The following is an 18,348-nucleotide window of genomic DNA, read 5'->3' on the forward strand; positions in this document are numbered from 1 at the left end:
CATTCGCACTTCGAATCAGGCTTGATCAAGGCGTCTGAGGGCCGCGAATCAACCTGGCTCGCACGCCGTAGCGTGAGAGCCACAGCGGATTATTGCGGGCGGCGCGTCAGCCGGTGTCCAAGCGCCAGGATTGCGGCCAGCGGCACGATCAAACCAATTGCGAAAACGACCACGACGAGCATCGTCAGCTCGCCGTATTGGCCGCGGTCCACCGGGAAGATCAGGTTCAGATACTTGGTCTGAAGCGAGCCAGCGACCAGCGCGAGGTTCATCAGCGACGCCATGAGCGCGAACCACGTCGCACGGTGGCCGGGCGGCGCGTTGACGGCGATCAGCGTCAGGAGCGGGATCATGCTGACCTGGGCGAGCGGCGACTGGGCCGCCGCATCGATGAGCGCGATCGAACGCGCGCCCAAGCCGAAAACGCGCTCCGTCCATTCGTAGGCGCCTGTGACCAGGATCAGGTTGGGAATGGCGAGCAGCCCGCCGAGGATCGTCAGCCAGAGCAGCACGCGCACCACCGGCTGGCGTGTCACGGCATCGGCGAGGAGCCACGCCGCCGCGAGCCCGATGGCCGCGCCGATCTGCTGCAGCACGCCGAAGAAGGCCTGGTCGAAGCCGAGCACGTCGATGCTGAACCACGTGTAGCCCTGTCCGACGCTCGGCGTCGCGCGAAAGACGAAGATGATGATGGCGGCAACGATGATGTGGCGCTGCGCATCGAGGGGAACGTGCCCGATCACGCGCTTGAGCATCGCGACGATGATGATGATCGAGACGAGGAACACGATCTCCTGCGCGGCTGGCACACCGGCCACCGCAACCCCCGTCACCGTTGCGCCAAAGGCCAACCCACCACCGAGAATGCGCCAGTCGATGGGGCGTGTCTCGCTCGTCTCAAGCCGCACGAGCAGCGCGCCCGTGACCGAGATCACGGGAATGACGAGGCCGATGAGGAACACCGTCGCGTAGCTCAGATGCTGCGCGAGAAAGCCGGAAATCCCCGCCACGGCGAAAATGCCGAACGACAGCGCGAGGCGCCCGAGCACCTGGACCATGCCGAGATCACGCGTCACATCTTCTTCGGGGCGCGGCGTGCCATCTTCCTGATGTCGGCTCACGACCTCGGTGCTCATGGCGTCGGCGACCACGTCCTGGAGCACGACGCCGGTAACGGTGATGAGCTGGGAGGCGACGTAGATCGTGTTTGGATGGAACGACGGAAAGTAGCCGGCGGCGGCACCCGCCAGCAGCAAAAGCCCGATGGCGATGAGTGCGGCACCGATGAACACGTAGATGCGCCGCTGCGAGCCGAAGATCGGCACGGCGTCGACCAGCTCACCGAAGACCATCTTCACGGCCCAGGGCAGGCCGAGCCACACGGCGAGCGCGGCGAGATCGGCCGGCGTCAGCGTCAGCGCGGACTTGATCCAGAAGTCCTGGGCCACGGCGATGATGCCGAGCGCGCCATAGGCGAAGTAGATCATGAGCAGCGGCAGATACTGCCAGCGCATGGCGCGGATCGGCGTCAGCAGCGCCGCCTCGAGCTGGGCGCGGACATAGCTCTTTGCCGCCGGCTCAGTCGTCTCCGCGCGGCGGGCGTGCTCCTGCGTCATGCTAGTGTCCCAATCCGTAAGTTCGCCCCACCTCGATGCTGGCGTCCCGAGCGAACTTCGGAAGCAAAAGGGACACTAGAATCATAATCTTGCTCGTGCGATTCAGATCGAGAAACTCGCTCGGTATCGCGCCGCCCGATATGGCGAATTTCTCGATCATCACACTAGCTTGCGCCGCCCTCGATGAGCGCCAGCCATTCATCCTCATTGAGAACGGTGACACCGAGCTCGCGCGCTTTATCGAGCTTGGAGCCGGCCTCAGCGCCGGCGATCACGTAGTCGGTCTTGTTGGAGACGGAGCTTGCGACCTTGGCGCCGGCGCGCTCGGCTTTCGCCTTGGCCTCGTTGCGCGACATCTTCTCGAGCGTGCCGGTGAACACGACGGTCTTGCCCGTGACTGCAGAGGCGACCGTCGCCTGGCGCACGTAGGCCTGGATCTCGATCTCGCTCAAGAGATCCGCGACGACCTTCTGGTTGTGCGGCTCGTCGAAGAAGTCGATCAGCGAGTCGGCGACCACCTCGCCGATGCCGCTGAGGCCCGCGAAGGCGCGATAATCATCGCCCGGCATCTCGCGCGCCGCCAATCGTGCTGTCTCGATGAATGTTGCAACATCGGGAAACGCGCGCGCAAGTGCCTCAGCCACGCCCGTGCGCACGCCCTTGATGCCGGCGATCGCCAGCTCGAAGGTTTCGGGCTCACCGTCGAAGAGATCCCCGCGGCCGCGTGCCGCGATCGCCTGCATGAGCGTCTCGGCGGTCTTGGGCCCGAGGCCTTTGGCCGTCACGAGGCGGCGGTAGCTCGCACCTGGGCGCGCCTTGGACGCGAGATCCACCTGCGTGCGGAAGACGTCGTAGGAGCCGAATGCGCGCGCGAGATCCCGCGCTGTGGTCTCGCCGACATGGCGGACGCCGAGCGCGAAGAGGAAACGCTCGAGGCCGATGCGGCGGCGCGCGTCGACGGCCCGGAAAAGATTCTGGATGGACTTCTCGCCGAAGCCCTTGCGTTCCGCGAGTGGGTTGTCGCTCGCGGCATCGCGGCGGGCGAGCGTGAAGATGTCGGCGGGCGCGCGGATCAGGCCCTCGTCGTAGAAAAGCTCGATGCGCTCGCCGCCGAGCCCTTCGATGTCGAAGGCGAGCCGCGAGACGAAGTGCTTGAGCCGCTCCTTGGCCTGCGCCGGACAAATGAGCCCGCCCGTGCAGCGACGCACGGCCTCGGCCTCGCCGCCCTCCTCGCCCTCGTCACGCGCCGCATGACTGCCGCAGACAGGACAGGTGTGCGGGAACTTGAAGGGCTTCGCGCCGTGCGGCCGCCGCTCGGCAATGACGCTCACGACCTGCGGAATGACGTCGCCAGCCCGCTGCACGACGACCGTGTCGCCGATGCGGATGTCCTTGCGGCGGATCTCATCCTCGTTGTGCAGCGTCGCATTCGAGACGACGACCCCGCCGACCGTCACCGGCTGCAGCTTGGCGACCGGGGTCAGTGCTCCCGTGCGCCCGACCTGGATCTCGATGTCCTGCAGCACTGTCGTTGCCTGTTCGGCTGCGAACTTGTGCGCGGTCGCCCAGCGCGGGCTCCGCGAGACGAAGCCAAGGCGCTCCTGGTAGTCGAGCCGGTCGACCTTGTAGACGACGCCGTCGATGTCGTAGCCGAGACTCGCGCGATCGATGGCGATCGTGTCGTAGAAGGCGATCAGCTCTTCCACGCTCGAGCAGCGTACGGTGCGCGGGTTGATCGGCAGCCCCCACTTCGCGAACGCGTGCACTACATCGAACTGGGTCTTGGCCGGCAGCGCCGAGGCCGCGCCCCAGGTATAGGCGAAGAAGCGCAGCGGACGCTTGGCCGTGATGCTCGCGTCGAGCTGGCGCAGCGAGCCGGCAGCGGCATTGCGTGGATTGGCGAAAACCTTGCCGCCGGCCTCGGCCTGCGCCGCATTGAGACGGCGGAAATCCTCGGTACCGAGGTAGATCTCGCCGCGGATCTCGATCAAGTCAGGCACGCCGGCGCCCTTGAGCGCGTGCGGGATCTCGCGGACCGTGCGGATGTTGGTCGTGACGTCCTCGCCCTCGATGCCATCACCGCGGGTCGCCGCCCTGACGAGCTGCCCCTCCTCGTAGCGAATGGAGATCGAGAGGCCGTCGATCTTGGGCTCTGCCGTAACGACGAGCGGATCATCCGCCCTGAGCGCCAGAAAGCGACGCACGCGCTCGACGAATTCGGCCACCTCCTCGCTCGAGAAAGCATTGCCGAGCGAAAGCATCGGCACTTCGTGGCGCACTTTGCCGAAGGCTTCGACCGGCGCCGCGCCGACGCGCTGCGTGGGACTTTCAGCCGCCGCCAGATCCGGAAATTGCGCCTCGATCGCGGTGAGGCGCGTGCGCAGTGCGTCGTACTCGGCGTCGGAGATCGCCGGCGCGTCCTGCTGGTAGTAGAGGGCGTCGTGGCGCGCAATTTCGGCCACGAGCTTCTTGTGCTCGGCCGCAGCCTGGCGGGAGGTGAGTTTCTCGGGCGGAACCGTGGCCGCGGCTTTCTTGCTCATGGCCGCCAAAATAGCCCCATGAGAGGCACCCTCGCCAGCCTCTGAACAGGCGAGGCTCCTTTGCAGCCCGGCTACTGGAGCCCGGCGCCCATGGGACGGGAAATGCTGCCTGTCGGCGTCTCGTCGGCCGGCGCCCTGCGGACCATCGGCGTATCCTTGGCCGGCGGCTTCGTTGCGGGCGGTGCTGCGGGCGGCGTCGCAGGTGCGCTGCGGGGCACGACATCCACCGGTCGGGCCGGCTGCCCCACGGGCTTGACGGTGACCTGCTTCCACTGCTGGCTGACCCAGGTGCCCTGGATGGCTTCCGGCTTCAGGCCGTGCTTCTGGAGAAGCGCGTGCGCGTCCCTGTACCACGGCGACTGCGGGAAGTTGTGTCCGAGAACGGCGGCCGCGGCCTGCGCCTCGTTCTGGATGCCGAGCGCCATGTACGTCTCCGTGAGGCGCATGAGCGCCTCCTCGACCTGAGCCGTGGTCTGATGCTCGGAGACGACCGTCTTGAAGCGATTGATCGCAGCGACGTAGTTCGCGCGCTGGAGATAGTAGCGGCCGACCGTCATCTCGTTGGCCGCTACGGCATCCTCGCCGATGCGGATGCGGTTCTCAGCCTGACGGGCATAAGGACTTTCGGGATAGCGAGAGACCAGCGTCTTGAGCTCCGAGATCGCCTTGCGGGTCGCGGCCTGGTCGCGCTGAGGATCCTTGATCTCGTCGAAGTGCGACGACGCAATGATGTGGTGCGCGAGCGCCGCGTCCTTCGTTCCGGGGTGCATGACGACATAGCGCTGCGCCGCCGCGACCGCCTCGGGGAACTTGCCCGCCTTGTAGTAGGCGTAAGCCGAGAGCACCATCGCGCGGCGCGCTTCCTGCGCGTAGGGATGGTGGCGGTCGATATCTTCGAATTTCTTTGCTGCCGCCTCGTGGCGACCATTCGCGAGCAGCGCGTCGGCCTCGGTATACATGACGCCCGGCGGATCGGGGTTCAGGGCCTTGAGCGCCTCGGTGTTCGACGACGAACAACCTGCAAGCACGAATCCAACGAGCAAGGCGACTGCACCAATCTTGCGGCCGTGCCCCCCGGCAATCTGCGGCTTCTGCATTCCGTCGTCCTCACGGTGTCGGTCCGCGCTGCGCTTAGACGGCCCGCCCGTCCCACTCAACTCATCCACCCCCGGCGCTGCGAACGCCGCCGTCTCGAATCATCTAGCACGGCTGGCCACTTACGGACCACAGATGCCGATGATCGCCGAAGCCTAGTCCACCGATATGGCGCTGATGCGGCAGCGCGTCCGGGATGTGCCGGACACGCGTCGAATTCAGTTGCGATTCGCAGCGAACTGCACTGCCGCCATGCCGAGCGATGCATCGTAGCCGGCAACGTGCGGCGCCTCCCGCACCATCGGCGCGTGCACCACGGTCCATGCGTCGGCGTCGGCGAACAGGGACTTGAGCACCGTGGCATTGAGCCGATGTCCGCCGCGAACGGAGCGATACGAAGCCAGCAGCGGCGCGCCAGCCAGCGCAAGGTCACCCACCGCATCCAGCATCTTGTGACGCACGAACTCCTGCGGATAGCGGAGGCCTTCCGGGTTCATGACCCGGTCCTCGCCGATCGCGACGGTGTTCTCGAGCGAGGCGCCGAGCGCGAGGCCCGATTTCCAGAGCATCTCGACGTCGCGCATGAAGCCGAAGGTGCGTGCGCGGCAGAGCTCCTGGCGGAAAGCGCCGGGGCTCAGGTCCAGCGCCATGCGCTGGCGGCCGATGACCGGGCTGTCGAAATTGATCTCGACATCGAGATGGAAGCTCGAGTGCGGCGTCAGCTCGCCCCAGCAATCGCCTTCCTGCACGCGGATCGGCTTCAGAACCTTGATGAACTTGCGCGGCGTCGCGAGCTCGCGCACGCCGACCTCATCGATGGCATCGACGAAAGCGGCAGCGCTTCCGTCCATGATCGGCACTTCTTTGTTGTCGATTTCGATGAAGCAGTTGTCGACGCAAAGGCCGCGCAGCGCGGAGAGCAGATGCTCGACGGTGCCGACTGTGACCCCCCGGTCATCGCCGATCACCGTGCAGAGCGTGAGGTTCCGAACTGCCCTCACGTCCGCCTCGATCTGGGAAATGATGCGCCCCCGTTTGGAGACGATAAAGCAGATCCCAGTATCGGCCGGAGCCGGATGTATCACCACCGAAACTGGCGCCCCGCTATGCACCCCCGTGCCGGACACCTCGATCTCGCGCGCAACCGTTGTCTGGCGTGCACCGATGAATCGCTTCGACATGTAGCGCCGTCCCTCGATCCCCTTACGGCTCTCGCGTCGCAGTCAGACTGCAGGAAGAGAGAGCCCCCCAAGATCGTATCCAGTTGCTTGCCTACGCCACCCCGGGTGGGGCTTGTTATTTCTGCCCCGTGCAAGCGTTACCGGAACCCGTCTTAATCAAGACGATAACGTGATGCGCGCCGCGTTCACAAGTCACGCTTTCTTACGAAATGTTGCCGAGGCGCCTCACCATCTTAGTATTTGTTTTATAATCGTTTTTCCAGGAAGGCATACTGAATATCGCGAGCTTTTCCACAAACACTGAGTAAGGATCAGCTTGGTGGCTTGAGTGTGTCGCTTTTGTGATTCGCCGCATCCGCGGCAACCAACTGCCTGATCGGAACGCAGTTCTCTGCATATGCCGAGATTCCGGGCGGAGCCGCCTGTCCGCGGTCTCCGCGCCTCAGCTTCTCCGTCCCCTTCCACCCACGAGACGGTGCAGCAGGCCGCCGCCGCGCGTCGGCTCGGGCGGCGGGGGCTCCAAGGGTTGCGCATGCGACTTCTGGGCCGCGTAGACGGGCGACTTCGCCGCATACTCGCGCTGCCCGACGGGCGGGAACTCGTCGACGGAGGGCATGCGCCGATAGTCACCATCCGGCGCATGGCGCATGGGCGGCGCCGTCGGCTCGTCGCGATCGATCGGCTCCGATGGATGACCGGGCGGCTGCGTGACGTTTTCCTCGATCACAACGCCGCCGGGCGCGCGCCAAAGCTCGCGGCGCGGAGCCGGAGATGCCGCCGGACGCGCCGGCGCTTCGTGGTAGCCCGAGTGCGGATTGAGATCCTCGGGATTGAAGCGGCGCCGGGCGGCATCGCTAGCTGCAGGCGTCGCAGCTGCTGTTGCGGCGTGCGCGCCGGCCGAAGGCTTCGCTACAGGCGCAGCTTGCTGATTCACGATCGCCATCGACATGCCGGAGGCAACGATCGCGATCCGCATCTTGTTGGTCATGCTGTCGTCGAACGACGCGCCGACGATGATGTTGGCTTCCTCGTCGACCTCCTGGCGCACGCGGCTTGCAGCCTCGTCGACCTCGAAGAGTGTCATGTCCCGGCCGCCGATGATCGACACGAGCACGCCCTTCGCGCCGCTCAGCGAGAGATCGTCGATCAGCGGATTGGCGAGCGCCATCTCCGCGGCCTTCATCGCGCGACCTTCGCCCATGGCCTCGCCGGTACCCATCATCGCCGTGCCCATGCCGCGCATGATGACCTGCACGTCGGCGAAGTCGAGATTGATCAAGCCATCCTTCATGATCAGATCGACAATGCAGGCAACACCGGCGTGCAGCACCTTGTCGGCGAGCACGAACGCCTCGGCGAACGTGGTCTTCTCGTTGGCGATGCGGAACAGGTTCTGATTCGGAATGACGATGAGCGTGTCGACCGAGGTCTTGAGCTCGGCGATGCCGGCTTCGGCGACGCGCATCCGGCGCGCGCCCTCGAAATGGAAGGGCTTGGTGACGATCGCGACCGTCAGGAGACCCATGTCGCGGGCCGTACGCGCAATGACAGCCGCCGCGCCCGTGCCCGTGCCGCCGCCCATGCCGGCAGCGATGAAGGCCATGTGGGCGCCCTTGAGCGCCTTGGTGATCTCTTCCTTGGCTTCCTCGGCCGCCGCAAGGCCGATCTCGGGCCGCGAGCCCGCGCCGAGGCCCTGCGTGAGGTTCACACCGAGCTGGATGCGGCGCTCGGCGCCAGAGGCAGCCAGCGCCTGAGCGTCGGTATTGGCGACGATGTACTCGACGTCCTGGAGGCCGGACGCGATCATGTTGTTGATGGCGTTGCCGCCCGCGCCGCCGACCCCGACCACCTTGATGATGGGGCGAAGCTCGCTGAAAGCCGGTGTTTGCGGACCTGTGCTCATCAATGCCTCGTGTCCGTAGTGACCGCCCGGGCGCGCCGCGACCGGCTCAACCCTTGGCGCGGCTCAGCCAGTTGCCGATCCAGCTCACGTAGCCGCCTCCACGCCAACCGCGCAGTCCCCCAGTCCTCGCAGCGAAGTGCTGCTGCAGCGAATCACCAATCAGCCCGCTCACCGTCGCGAACGCCGGACCCAGCATGTCGGTGGACATCCCATCGATCGGGCTCGGCCGGCCAATGCGCACTGAAGCGCCGCGCGCCGCCGCCCCGACATTCCCCGAGGTATCCCCCAGACCACCCCAAACGCTGTCGATCCCCTCGATTCCGGCCCCGCCCCCGGTCAACACGACCCGCTCGCAAATGCTCCTTTCGAGCTTCGCGGCAACGACCCGTTCATTGACCAGCGCCGCAATGCCGTGGATCCGCGGCACGATCAGCGAACGCAACTCTGCCCGAGAGACCCGAGCCGTTGTCTCGTCCACGCCGTCGCTGACGGAGAACGAGAACGACTCATGATCATTCGAGCGCGCCGGCAGCAGTGTGCCATAAAGCGTTTTGATTCGCTCGGCTTCCGTCACGGACGTGCCGAGACGCCGGGCAATGTCGAACGTGACGAGCTGGGCGCCGACCGGAAGGACCTCGGCCATGGCCAGCCGGCCGCCAAAAAAGGCCGCTATCGACGTCACACCAGCGCCAATGTCGACGACGAGCACGCCGAGCTGGCGCTCCTCCTCGGTCGTCACCGCCATCGCACTCGCGTAGGGTGTGGCGGCAAGCTGGTGCGGCTCCAGATAGCAGCGCTCGACGACGGCGAGCAGGTTCTGCAGCGGCCCGTCATCGGCCGTGACCGCCACGAGATCGGCGCTGAGCTCGCTGCCGGCCATGCCGCGCGGATCGGCGACGCCCTCGGCGCCATCGAGATGCCAGGCCTCGTTGTGGAACTGGATGAGCGTGCGGCCGCCCCGGGCCGCGTAGGCCTCGCCGCCTGCCAGCGCGCGCGCGACGTCGCCGTCGTGGGCAATGCCCGTATCGACGCGCACGCGGGCAACGAAGCGCTGCGACTTGAGGCGCCCACAAGCAACCGCGATGCTCACCTGCTCCATGGTCACGCCGGCCATGCGCTCCGCCTGCCCGACAGCCGCGCGAACGGCCAGCTCCGCGGCGTCAGGATCGATGACCATGCCGGCCTTCATGCCGCCGCTGCGCTGGTGGCCGATGCCAAGAAGGCGCGTGCGCCCGCCTTGCTCACCGGTTGCGATCAGGCACACGACCTTGCTCGTGCCGATGTCGAGCGCGGCGATGACCGGCGCCCCGCGTGGGAGTGGCGGGGGCCTGCTGCTGCTGCGATCCATGCTGTTCATGTGTACGCCCCCTCACAGTGCCGAAGCCGATTTGCGCGGCGCGATGATTGCTGGCCGCGACGGCGCCGCCGATGATGTCTGCGTGGCCGCGCGCGGGGCCACCGCGATCCGATCCTCGATTCGGAGATCGACAATGCGGCCGGGCTCGTTGAGCAGGCCTGCGCTGTCGGCGAGCTTCATCAGGCGCTCGATCGCCACGCTCTCTTCCTCGGCGGGAAGATGAACGCGGCTTCCATTGTCGAGAACGAGCGACCAGCGGCGCTGTCCCACGCGCTCGGAGACCACGACGCGGGCCTTCAATGCCGGATGCGCGCCGAGGGCGGCCACGAGCGAGGCCACGGCATCCGGCGCGCCGACGCCCGAAATGCGGGGCAGCCCCTGCAGCGTAGATGCAGGAACGCGCGCGAGCTCTCGCCCCTCGCCGTCGACGAGGCTCGCGCCATTGTCGTGCAGCCAGACGGCAATCGGCGTCCGCTCGCTTATCTTGACCTCGACGGAGTTGGGCAGGACACGGCTCACGGTCGCCCGCTTCACCCAGGACAAGGCTTCAACGCGGCGGCGCGCAGCTTCCGGGCTGTAACGGAGCAGGGAGGTCCGAGGGCCAAGCTCGAGCGCGGCGAAAATGTCGTCGTCGATCGTATAGCGGTGCCCGGTGACGTAGATCTCATCCACGCCGAGGCCAGCCATGATCATCAGCTCGTCTATGTGCGCGCTGAGCGGAGCCGAAGCTGGGAGCGTGCCGCTGCGGCTGACGACGACGAAGGCCGCCGCTCCGGCAATTAGAGCCGCACAAGCCGTTGCCGGCATCCAGGATCTCCGGCTTCGCGCGGGCTGTGCCTCGGGCGTGACGTCCTGCGGCAAGCTCGCAAGATCCGGTGTCGGATTGAGCGGACGCCCTTCAGGACGCGCGCGCGTGCGCGGACGCTCGCGTTCGGCGCCGCGCCACCAGAACCGGGGTATGTCGAGCCGCTCGCGCACGCTGTCCATCCGCTGGCGATGCTGCCCTCGTCTCTGCCGCCACAGCGCGCAGCCGCCCATGGACGCGCGCGTGCGAGCAGCCCCGCGGGAGCTGATGCACCACTGTTAACCATTTCGACGATTTGGTTAATTTTCAGTAAAGGTTGCGCTGACCACTCGGACTGGCAACCAACTCATTGCCGCCCCCGGCGAACTCGCTCTAATCGGAGAACACGTTTTTCGAACGCTTTTCTCTGCATCGCATTCGGCGCGATCTTTAAACGAAGCTTGCATCGCGCAATTTCCGCGTCCAGCTCCTTATCGGACAGCTTTGACAATGCTACTTCCGTCTCGGGCACACCAGAACGCTGACCCATTGTGCGTCTCCAATGCGAACCGATGCCCTCCTAGCGTGCGATCGAGGCATCCTCGACGAGCCAGGCAACGAGCTGGCCGAACGACAGGCCCATGTGCTGGCCGAGCTCCGGCACCAGCGATGTCGGGGTCATGCCGGGCTGCGTGTTGATCTCCAGGAACACCAGCTCGCCCGTGGCTTCATCCCAGCGGAAGTCCGAGCGCGAGACGCCCCGGCAGCCGAGGGCCCGGTGCGCAGCGAGCGTATGCACCTGCACGGCGCGGCGAATATTGTCGGGAATGCGGGCCGGCAGAATGTGCTTCGAGCCGCCGGGCGCATACTTGGCCTCGTAGTCGTAGAACTCGAGATGATCCGCGGCGACGATATCGATGATGTCGGTCGCCTTGTCGCCGATGACGGCGCACGTGAGCTCACGCCCGGCAACGAATTTCTCGACCATGATCTGGCCGTCACGGCTCACGGGCACCTTGCGGATGATCTCGGGCGGCCGGTTGGCGCCGAGCTTCACGATGACGACGCCGACGCTCGACCCTTCCGCGACGGGCTTCGCCACGTACGGCGGCGGCAGCGCATGATCGGCGATCGCAGCATCCGGCGTCACGAGCACGCCATGTGCGACGGGCACACCCAAGGCGCTCACGATCTTCTTGGTGCGCTCCTTGTCCATGGCAATGGCCGACGCGAGCACACCCGAGTGCGTGTAGGGGATCTCCATCACCTCGAGCAGACCCTGCACGCAGCCGTCCTCGCCCCAGCGCCCATGCAGGGCATTGAAGCAGACGTCCGGCCTGATCTCGGCAAGCTGCGCCGCGAGATCATGACCGACGTCGATGCGTGTCACGCGAAAGCCTTCGCCTTCGAGCGCATTGGCGCACTCGCGACCCGAGGAGAGGCTCACCTCGCGCTCGGCAGACCAGCCGCCCATGAGCACGGCGACATGCGGCTTGCCCTGACCGGTGGTGTCGGCCGTCATGGCGCATGCTCCTCGACAAGGGCGACGCCGACCACGTGCCCGGGAAGGGCATCGCCGACGCGCACGATTTCCCATTGCAACTCGATGCCGGTCGCGGCGCGCACGCGTGCGCGTACCGTCTCGCCGAGCCGCTCGATATCCTCGGCACTCGCCTGCCGGTCGTTGATCAGGAAGTTGCAGTGCATCTCCGAGACCATGGCGCCGCCGACCCGCAGGCCGCGGCAGCCGGCGGCGTCGACCAGCTTCCAGGCACTGTTGTCAGGCGGATTCTTGAACGTCGAGCCGCCCGTGCGCTCCTTGATCGGTTGATGCTTCTCGCGATAGGCCGCGACCTCATCCATGGCGCGCACGATGTCCTCGGGCTCGCCGCGCGTGCCCTCGAAGGTCGCACTCGTGAAGATCCAGTCTTGCGGCACGGCACTGCGCCGATACGTGAAGCCCATGTCCGCGTTCGAGAGCTCGTGCACGCGCCCTGTGCGATCCACGGCGCGCGCAGAAAGCAGCACGTCCTTCGTCTCGCTGCCATGAGCGCCGGCATTCATGCGCAGCGCGCCGCCGATGCCGCCCGGTATCCCGCGATAGAACGAGAGGCCCGCAATGCCGGCGTCGGCTGATGCGCGGGCGACCTTCACATCCGGCACGGCAGTCCCCGCGCGAATGCGCGTACGATCCAGAACCTCGATCTCGCCGAACCCGCGCCCGAGCCGCACGACGACGCCCCTGATGCCCCCATCGCGCACGAGCAGGTTCGAGCAGAGCCCGATGGTGAATATCGGCACCTCGGCTGGCACGTGCGCCATGAAGTAGGCGAGATCGGCCTCATCGGCCGGTGTGTAGAGGACTTCGGCCGCCCCGCCGACGCGGAACCACGTGATGTCCTTGAGCGGCGCGTCGGCGACGAGACGCCCGCGCAATTTCGGGAGCAAAACCTGAAGATCTGCGGCGAGGCTCGGCACGGTCAGACGGCGCTCCCGACGCGCAGCGGGATCGCCGCGAGCCAGTCCGGCAGCGCGTGCGCCCATTCGGTGGAGTTTCCGGCCCCGAGGCAGATCACCATGTCGCCTGGGCCCGCGATATTGCGGAGCGCAGGCACGAGATCCTGTGGCGTATCGACGGCAACGACGCTGCCGTGCCCCGCGCGCGCAATGCCGGCGGCGAGGCTCTTCGCGTCGATCCCTGCGATCGGCGTCTCGCCCGCGGAGTAGAGCGGCGCAACGATCACGTGGTCCGCATCCTTGAAGCAGGTCGCGAACTCGTCGAACAGGGACTGCACGCGCGTGTAGCGATGCGGCTCGACGACCGCGATGACACGGCCTTTGGCGCCGGCACGCGCGGCCCCGAGTACGGCCGCGATCTCAACGGGGTGATGACCATAGTCGTCGTAGAAGTTGGCGCCATTCCAGGAGCCGGTCGGTTGGAAGCGACGCTTCACGCCCGAGAAGCTCGCCATCGCGCCGCGGATAACCTCGTCCTTGATGCCCGCCTCGGCCGCGACGCCGATCGCAGCCAAAGCATTCAGCGCGTTGTGCGCGCCAGGCACCGGCACGACCCAGTCCTTGATCTCGCGCGCGCCGCCCGCAACACTCTCGCCAAGCCTGGCATCGAAGATCGTCGCCGCGCCCTCGACGCGCACTTTCGTCAGCACCAGATCGGCCGTCGGATCGACGCCGTAGGTCAGCAGCCGGCGGCCATCGTGGCGTAGCTGCAGCTCGTCGATCATGGCGCGCGCAACCGGATGGTCGATGCACGTCATGGCGAGGCCGTAGAAGGGGATGTTGCGGTAGAAGGCCCGGTAGGCCTCGTGCATCTCCTCAACCGTGCCGAAGTAGTCGAGGTGCTCGGGGTCGATGTTCGTGACAACGCCGATCTGCGAGGGGATCTTGATGAACGTGCCGTCGGACTCGTCCGCCTCGACAACCATCCACGGCCCCGCACCAAGCCGCGCATTCGAGCCCCAGCTATTGATGATGCCGCCGGTGATGACGGTAGGTTCCAGGCCCGCCTCGACGAAAATGTGCGCGACGAGCGAGGTCGTCGTCGTCTTGCCGTGCGTGCCGGTGATCGAGACGGTCGAATAAAGTCGCATCAGCTCGGCCAGCATCTCGGCACGACGGATGATGGTGAGGCCCTTCTCGCGCGCCGCCTTCAACTCCGGGTTCGTGCTCTTTACGGCGGTCGAGATCACGACGTAGCGGGCGCCGACGAGATTGATCGGATCATGCCCGACGAACACACGGATGCCCTTGGCGCGTAGGCGCTTGACGTTGGCGCTGTCCTTCTGGTCGCTGCCCTGGACGGTATGGCCCTTCGCGCGGAGGATCTCCGCGATGGCGCTCATGCCGATGCCGCCGATGCCAATGATATGGAAGGTGCCCGGTTCGCTCGGTATCTGCATTCCCGTCCTGCCTCTTTCGGCCCCGTGTACGCACTGCCGACGAATCACTCACGCGCGATTCGTCGTCCGCGCACCAATCAACTCTTCCGCGAGGTCGGCGAGCCGTACCACGGCATCGGGCCGGCCGAGCTGCTTCGCCGCATGGGCAGCCGCCGACAGTACCGCCGGCTTGTCCATCAGAGAAGCAATTGTTGCTGCTAACTTTTCCGGCGTCAGCGCCTTCTGTTCGAGACACCAGCCAGCGCCTGCATCCGCAAGGCGGGTGGCATTGCGCAGTTGATCGTTGTCCACCGCGTGCGGCAGCGGCACGAGGATCGCAGGCCGCCCGAGCACGGTCAGCTCGGCAATGCTCGAGGCACCGGCGCGGCCGATGACGAGATGGGCGTTGGCCATGCGCTCGGGAAGGTCCTTGAAGAAGGTCTGAAGCTCGGCAGTAACGCCGGCCGCAGCATAAGCGTTGCGCACGTCGGCGAGATCTTCCTCGCGGCACTGCTGGACAATGCGCAGGCGGGCGCGGGCGTCCAGCGAAAGCTGCGCAATCGCTGGCGGTACCGCCTCGGAGAAGTAACGCGCGCCCTGGCTGCCGCCGAAGACGAGCAGGTTGAAGGGCTCATCAGGCTCAGCCGCGCGATAAGGCCGCGCGCTCCAGTCGATCACCGCGTCGCGCACCGGGTTTCCCGTGAAACACACGCGCGCGGCGAGGTCCTCCGACAGCAGCGCCGTTTGCTCGAATGATGTCGCGATCCGCGAGACGCGCGGCGCCAGCATCCGGTTGGCGCGGCCGAGCACGGCGTTCGCCTCGTGGATGGCCGTCGGGATGCCCCGGAGCTTGGCCGCGACGAGCGGCGGAAAGGTCGGATAACCGCCGAAACCGATGACGGCGCCAGGGCGCACTCTGCCGATCAGGCTATAGGCGGCGCGCACGCCGCTCGCGAGCGCCATGATGGTCTTGGCAGCGGCAGCCGGCGAGCGTCCGGCAAGTGTTGCGGAGGGGACCGTGTGGATGGCACGCGCGGGAAATCCGGTGCCATAGCGATCGCCGCGCTCGTCCGTCACGAGGTCGACTGCGACCCCGCGCCGTCCAAGCTCCTGCGCCAAGGCAAAGGCTGGAAAAAGATGCCCACCCGTGCCCCCGGCGGCCAGCATGACCGACTTGTCCCCCACGTCCACTCCTTCCCTAAAGCGTCGGACCTTGAATGCGACCCACGCTTGGGGCGGCCTCAAAGTCGCATTCAAGGTCCAAAGACGCTTTAGAGACATAGACTTCTAAAGCAACTTTGGACTTGAAATTCACTCCCCGCCTAGCCTCGAACTGAGGTGAATTTCAAGTCCGTTGCTTTAGGGCCTGAACTTAGCGCGCATTGCGGCCAATCGGCGGCAGCGGGCTTCCCCCGACCCGGGGCCGGCCGATCGTCCGCGGGTCCGCCCGGCGGCGCACGAGCGCCAGCAGCATCCCGACCGTCAGCGAGGCCGCGATCATCGACGAGCCGCCGGCCGAGATGAACGGGAGCGTCATGCCTTTGGCGGGCACGAGGCCGACGTTGACCGCCATGTTGATCGACGCCTGGAGCGCGATCAGGAGGGCAAGGCCGTTCACCGCGAGATGCGTGAAGGGATCACGCCGATGGCGATAGCGCATGAGCGCGCGACCGACGACGAAAGCGAAGAGCGCAATCAGCAGCAGGCAGGCAAACGCCCCATACTCCTCCGCTACCACCGCGAAAATGAAGTCCGTGTGCGCGTCCGGCAAAACGGACTTGATCGTGCCCTCGCCGGGTCCGCGGCCGAAGAAGCCACCTTCGGCGAAGGATTGGATGGCGCGGTCCGTCTGGAAAGTGTCGCCGGAAGCCGGATCGAGAAAGCGCGCAACGCGGCCGCGCACGTGCGGAAAGGCGAAGTAGGCTGCAGTAACGCCGCCAACGCCGATCCCGCCAAATGCAAGCGCCCACGCGATCGGCTGTCCCGAGATGAAAAACAGCGCACCGAACACCAGCGTGAGCAGCATCCACTGGCCGACATCGGGCTGGCGCAGCAGCAGGCCCGCCGCGACGATGTAGAGCCCGACCGCGATCAGAACCATGCTGATGCCGGGGCGCGCGCGCTCCTCCGCGAAGAGCCACGCGACGACGACGGCGAATGCCGGCTTCAGCAGCTCCGAGGGCTGCAGCGAAAATCCGCCAAAGCGCACCCAGCGCCGCGCGCCATTGACCTCCGGCCCGTAGAGCACGGCCGCAACCATAAGCACGAGCCCCACGCCCAACAGCACCACGGCCAGCGTGAGCACGCCGCGCGGATCGAGCAGGGAGGCGAGCAGCATCAGCACGATGCCGGCCATGGCGAAAACGAGGTGCCGCTCGACGAAGTAGAAGGTCGGCAGGCCCTTGCGTGTCGCCACGGCAGGGCTCGCGGCGAGCGAAAGCACGATGCCGACACCGATCAGCGCCAGGACCGCAATGAGGAGCGCGCGGTCGACCGAGAACCACCACTCGCTGACGAGGCTGCGATCGTCGCGGGCAAGCCTCATCCGCCCTCCTTGATCAGCTCGGCGACGAGAGCGCGGAACACATCGCCCCGATGGCCATAGCTCTTGAACTGATCATAGGACGCGCAGGCCGGCGAGAGCAGCACCACAGGTTCGGGCGCACCGCTCGCAGCCGCATCGCGTGCCGCAGCGGCTAGAGCTTTGTCGATCGTACCCGTGTGCTCATAGGGCACATGGCCATCGAGCGTGCGCGCAAATTCGTCGACCGCCTTGCCGATCAGATAGGCTTTCGCGACACGCGGAAAGCAATCGGCGAGCGGCGTGATGCCGCCCTCCTTGGGTAGACCGCCGAGGATCCAGTAGATGTCGCGTGGCCAGGAGGTCAGCGCCTTCTCCGTCGAGTCGGCATTCGTCGCCTTGCTGTCGTTGATGAACAGCACTTTGCCCTTGCGGCCGACCTCCTCCATGCGATGTGGCAGACCGGGGAACGAGCGGAATGCCGCGACGTGGTCGGACAAGGGCGCGCCCGGAAGCGCGAGGCTGGCCGTCGCAAGCGCAGCAAGCGCGTTCTGCATGTTGTGGCGACCGCGCAGCGATCCGATGCCGTCGAGGCTGCCGACATCGGTGGTTGTACCGTCGCTTGCGAGGACGTTTAGCCTGTCGTTCTGATCGAAGAAGAGTGGCGCAACGCCAGGCTTCACACCGCGACTGCTGATGGCCGAAACCCATACGCCACGCGCCGCCACGCGCCCTGCAATCGCCGCGCTCAGTGGATCATCGATGCTGATCACCGCCGCCTGCGAGCTGGCGACCAGGCGCTCCTTGATGGCCGCGTAGTTCTCCATGCTCCCATGCCGATCGAGATGATCGGGCGAGAGGTTGAGCAGCACGCCAATCGTCGGCGCGAGCGAGGGCGTCAAGTCGATCTGGAAGGTGCTCATCTCGAGCACATGGATGCGGGCCCCATCCGGCAGCGCGAGATCGAGCACGGGCACGCCGATGTTGCCGCCCATCTCGACGACGGCACCGCCCGCTTCAAGCGTGTGCGCGATCAGTGCCGTGGTCGTAGACTTGCCGTTCGTTCCGGTGATGCACACGACCTGCGAGTTCGGCGCGAGCCGGTTCCGCTCACGGAAGAACAGCTCGATATCGCCGATGATCTCGATCCCGACCTCTTGCGCACATTCCACCGTCCAGTGCGGCTCTGGATGCGTGAGCGGCACGCCCGGCGCCAGAACCAGGACCGCGAAGCGGCTCCAGTCGGCACTCGCAAGGTCGACAACGTGGATGCCTTCCGCGGCGGCGGCCGTACGCGCGGCCTCGCCGTCATCCCAGGCCGCTACGCGCGCGCCGCCCGCAAGCAGCGCAAGGCACGTCGAGCGGCCGGAGGCCCCGAGCCCGAATACGGCCACCTCGTGGCCCGCGAATGAGGTGACGGGAATCATGGGTTGCATAGTACCTGAATCGGAGCGC

The 18,348-nt window shown here is 66.4% G+C and carries 13 protein-coding genes; all 13 read right to left on the bottom strand.

The window, feature by feature from the left end; all coding sequences use genetic code 11:
* Window positions 1–89: 89 nt before the first annotated feature.
* Window positions 90–1,616 (bottom strand): MFS transporter, encoded by a 1,527-nt coding sequence (locus tag CS1BSM3_RS03580; RefSeq protein ID WP_072385581.1) that lies wholly within the window; start codon window positions 1,614–1,616, stop codon window positions 90–92.
* Window positions 1,617–1,780: 164 nt separating this feature from the next.
* Window positions 1,781–4,156 (bottom strand): NAD-dependent DNA ligase LigA, encoded by a 2,376-nt coding sequence (ligA, locus tag CS1BSM3_RS03585; protein ID WP_072385582.1) that lies wholly within the window; start codon window positions 4,154–4,156, stop codon window positions 1,781–1,783.
* Window positions 4,157–4,227: 71 nt separating this feature from the next.
* Window positions 4,228–5,253 (bottom strand): outer membrane protein assembly factor BamD, encoded by a 1,026-nt coding sequence (locus CS1BSM3_RS03590; RefSeq protein WP_072385583.1) that lies wholly within the window; start codon window positions 5,251–5,253, stop codon window positions 4,228–4,230.
* 216 nt (window positions 5,254–5,469) lie between these two features.
* On the bottom strand, window positions 5,470–6,432 hold the full coding sequence (lpxC, locus tag CS1BSM3_RS03595; RefSeq protein ID WP_072385584.1) for a UDP-3-O-acyl-N-acetylglucosamine deacetylase: 963 nt from the start codon (window positions 6,430–6,432) through the stop codon (window positions 5,470–5,472).
* Between the two features lie 442 nt (window positions 6,433–6,874).
* Entirely contained in the window at window positions 6,875–8,335 is a 1,461-nt protein-coding gene (gene ftsZ, locus CS1BSM3_RS03600; protein ID WP_072385585.1) for a cell division protein FtsZ, read from the bottom strand.
* Between the two features lie 46 nt (window positions 8,336–8,381).
* Window positions 8,382–9,692, bottom strand: coding sequence for a cell division protein FtsA (gene ftsA, locus CS1BSM3_RS03605; RefSeq protein ID WP_072385586.1), 1,311 nt, complete (start codon window positions 9,690–9,692; stop codon window positions 8,382–8,384).
* A gap of 12 nt (window positions 9,693–9,704) precedes the next feature.
* On the bottom strand, window positions 9,705–10,679 hold the full coding sequence (locus tag CS1BSM3_RS03610) for a cell division protein FtsQ/DivIB (protein ID WP_072385587.1): 975 nt from the start codon (window positions 10,677–10,679) through the stop codon (window positions 9,705–9,707).
* Window positions 10,680–11,056: 377 nt separating this feature from the next.
* A complete protein-coding gene (locus CS1BSM3_RS03615) occupies window positions 11,057–11,998 on the bottom strand; it encodes a D-alanine--D-alanine ligase (RefSeq protein ID WP_072385588.1) in 942 nt (313 codons plus the stop codon).
* Window positions 11,995–13,020: a UDP-N-acetylmuramate dehydrogenase gene (murB, locus tag CS1BSM3_RS03620; protein WP_083528206.1), complete on the bottom strand. Its 1,026-nt coding sequence runs from the start codon at window positions 13,018–13,020 to the stop codon at window positions 11,995–11,997. Before murB ends, CS1BSM3_RS03615 begins: the two co-directional genes overlap by 4 nt.
* Entirely contained in the window at window positions 12,957–14,393 is a 1,437-nt protein-coding gene (murC, locus tag CS1BSM3_RS03625) for a UDP-N-acetylmuramate--L-alanine ligase (protein WP_072385589.1), read from the bottom strand. The genes murB and murC overlap by 64 nt, the downstream gene beginning before the upstream one ends.
* Before the next feature lie 48 nt (window positions 14,394–14,441).
* Window positions 14,442–15,557, bottom strand: a complete 1,116-nt coding sequence (murG, locus tag CS1BSM3_RS03630) for an undecaprenyldiphospho-muramoylpentapeptide beta-N-acetylglucosaminyltransferase (RefSeq protein WP_348532892.1) — start codon at window positions 15,555–15,557, stop codon at window positions 14,442–14,444.
* 187 nt (window positions 15,558–15,744) lie between these two features.
* Window positions 15,745–16,917, bottom strand: a complete 1,173-nt coding sequence (locus CS1BSM3_RS03635; RefSeq protein WP_072385590.1) for an FtsW/RodA/SpoVE family cell cycle protein — start codon at window positions 16,915–16,917, stop codon at window positions 15,745–15,747.
* Window positions 16,914–18,320 carry a UDP-N-acetylmuramoyl-L-alanine--D-glutamate ligase gene (gene murD, locus CS1BSM3_RS03640; protein ID WP_072385737.1) on the bottom strand — a complete coding sequence of 469 codons (1,407 nt, stop codon included), beginning with the start codon at window positions 18,318–18,320 and terminating at the stop codon, window positions 16,914–16,916. The genes CS1BSM3_RS03635 and murD overlap by 4 nt, the downstream gene beginning before the upstream one ends.
* Between the last annotated feature and the right edge of the window lie 28 nt (window positions 18,321–18,348).

The sequence above is a fragment of the Hyphomicrobium sp. CS1BSMeth3 genome (genome assembly GCF_900117415.1).
GTDB lineage: Bacteria > Pseudomonadota > Alphaproteobacteria > Rhizobiales > Hyphomicrobiaceae.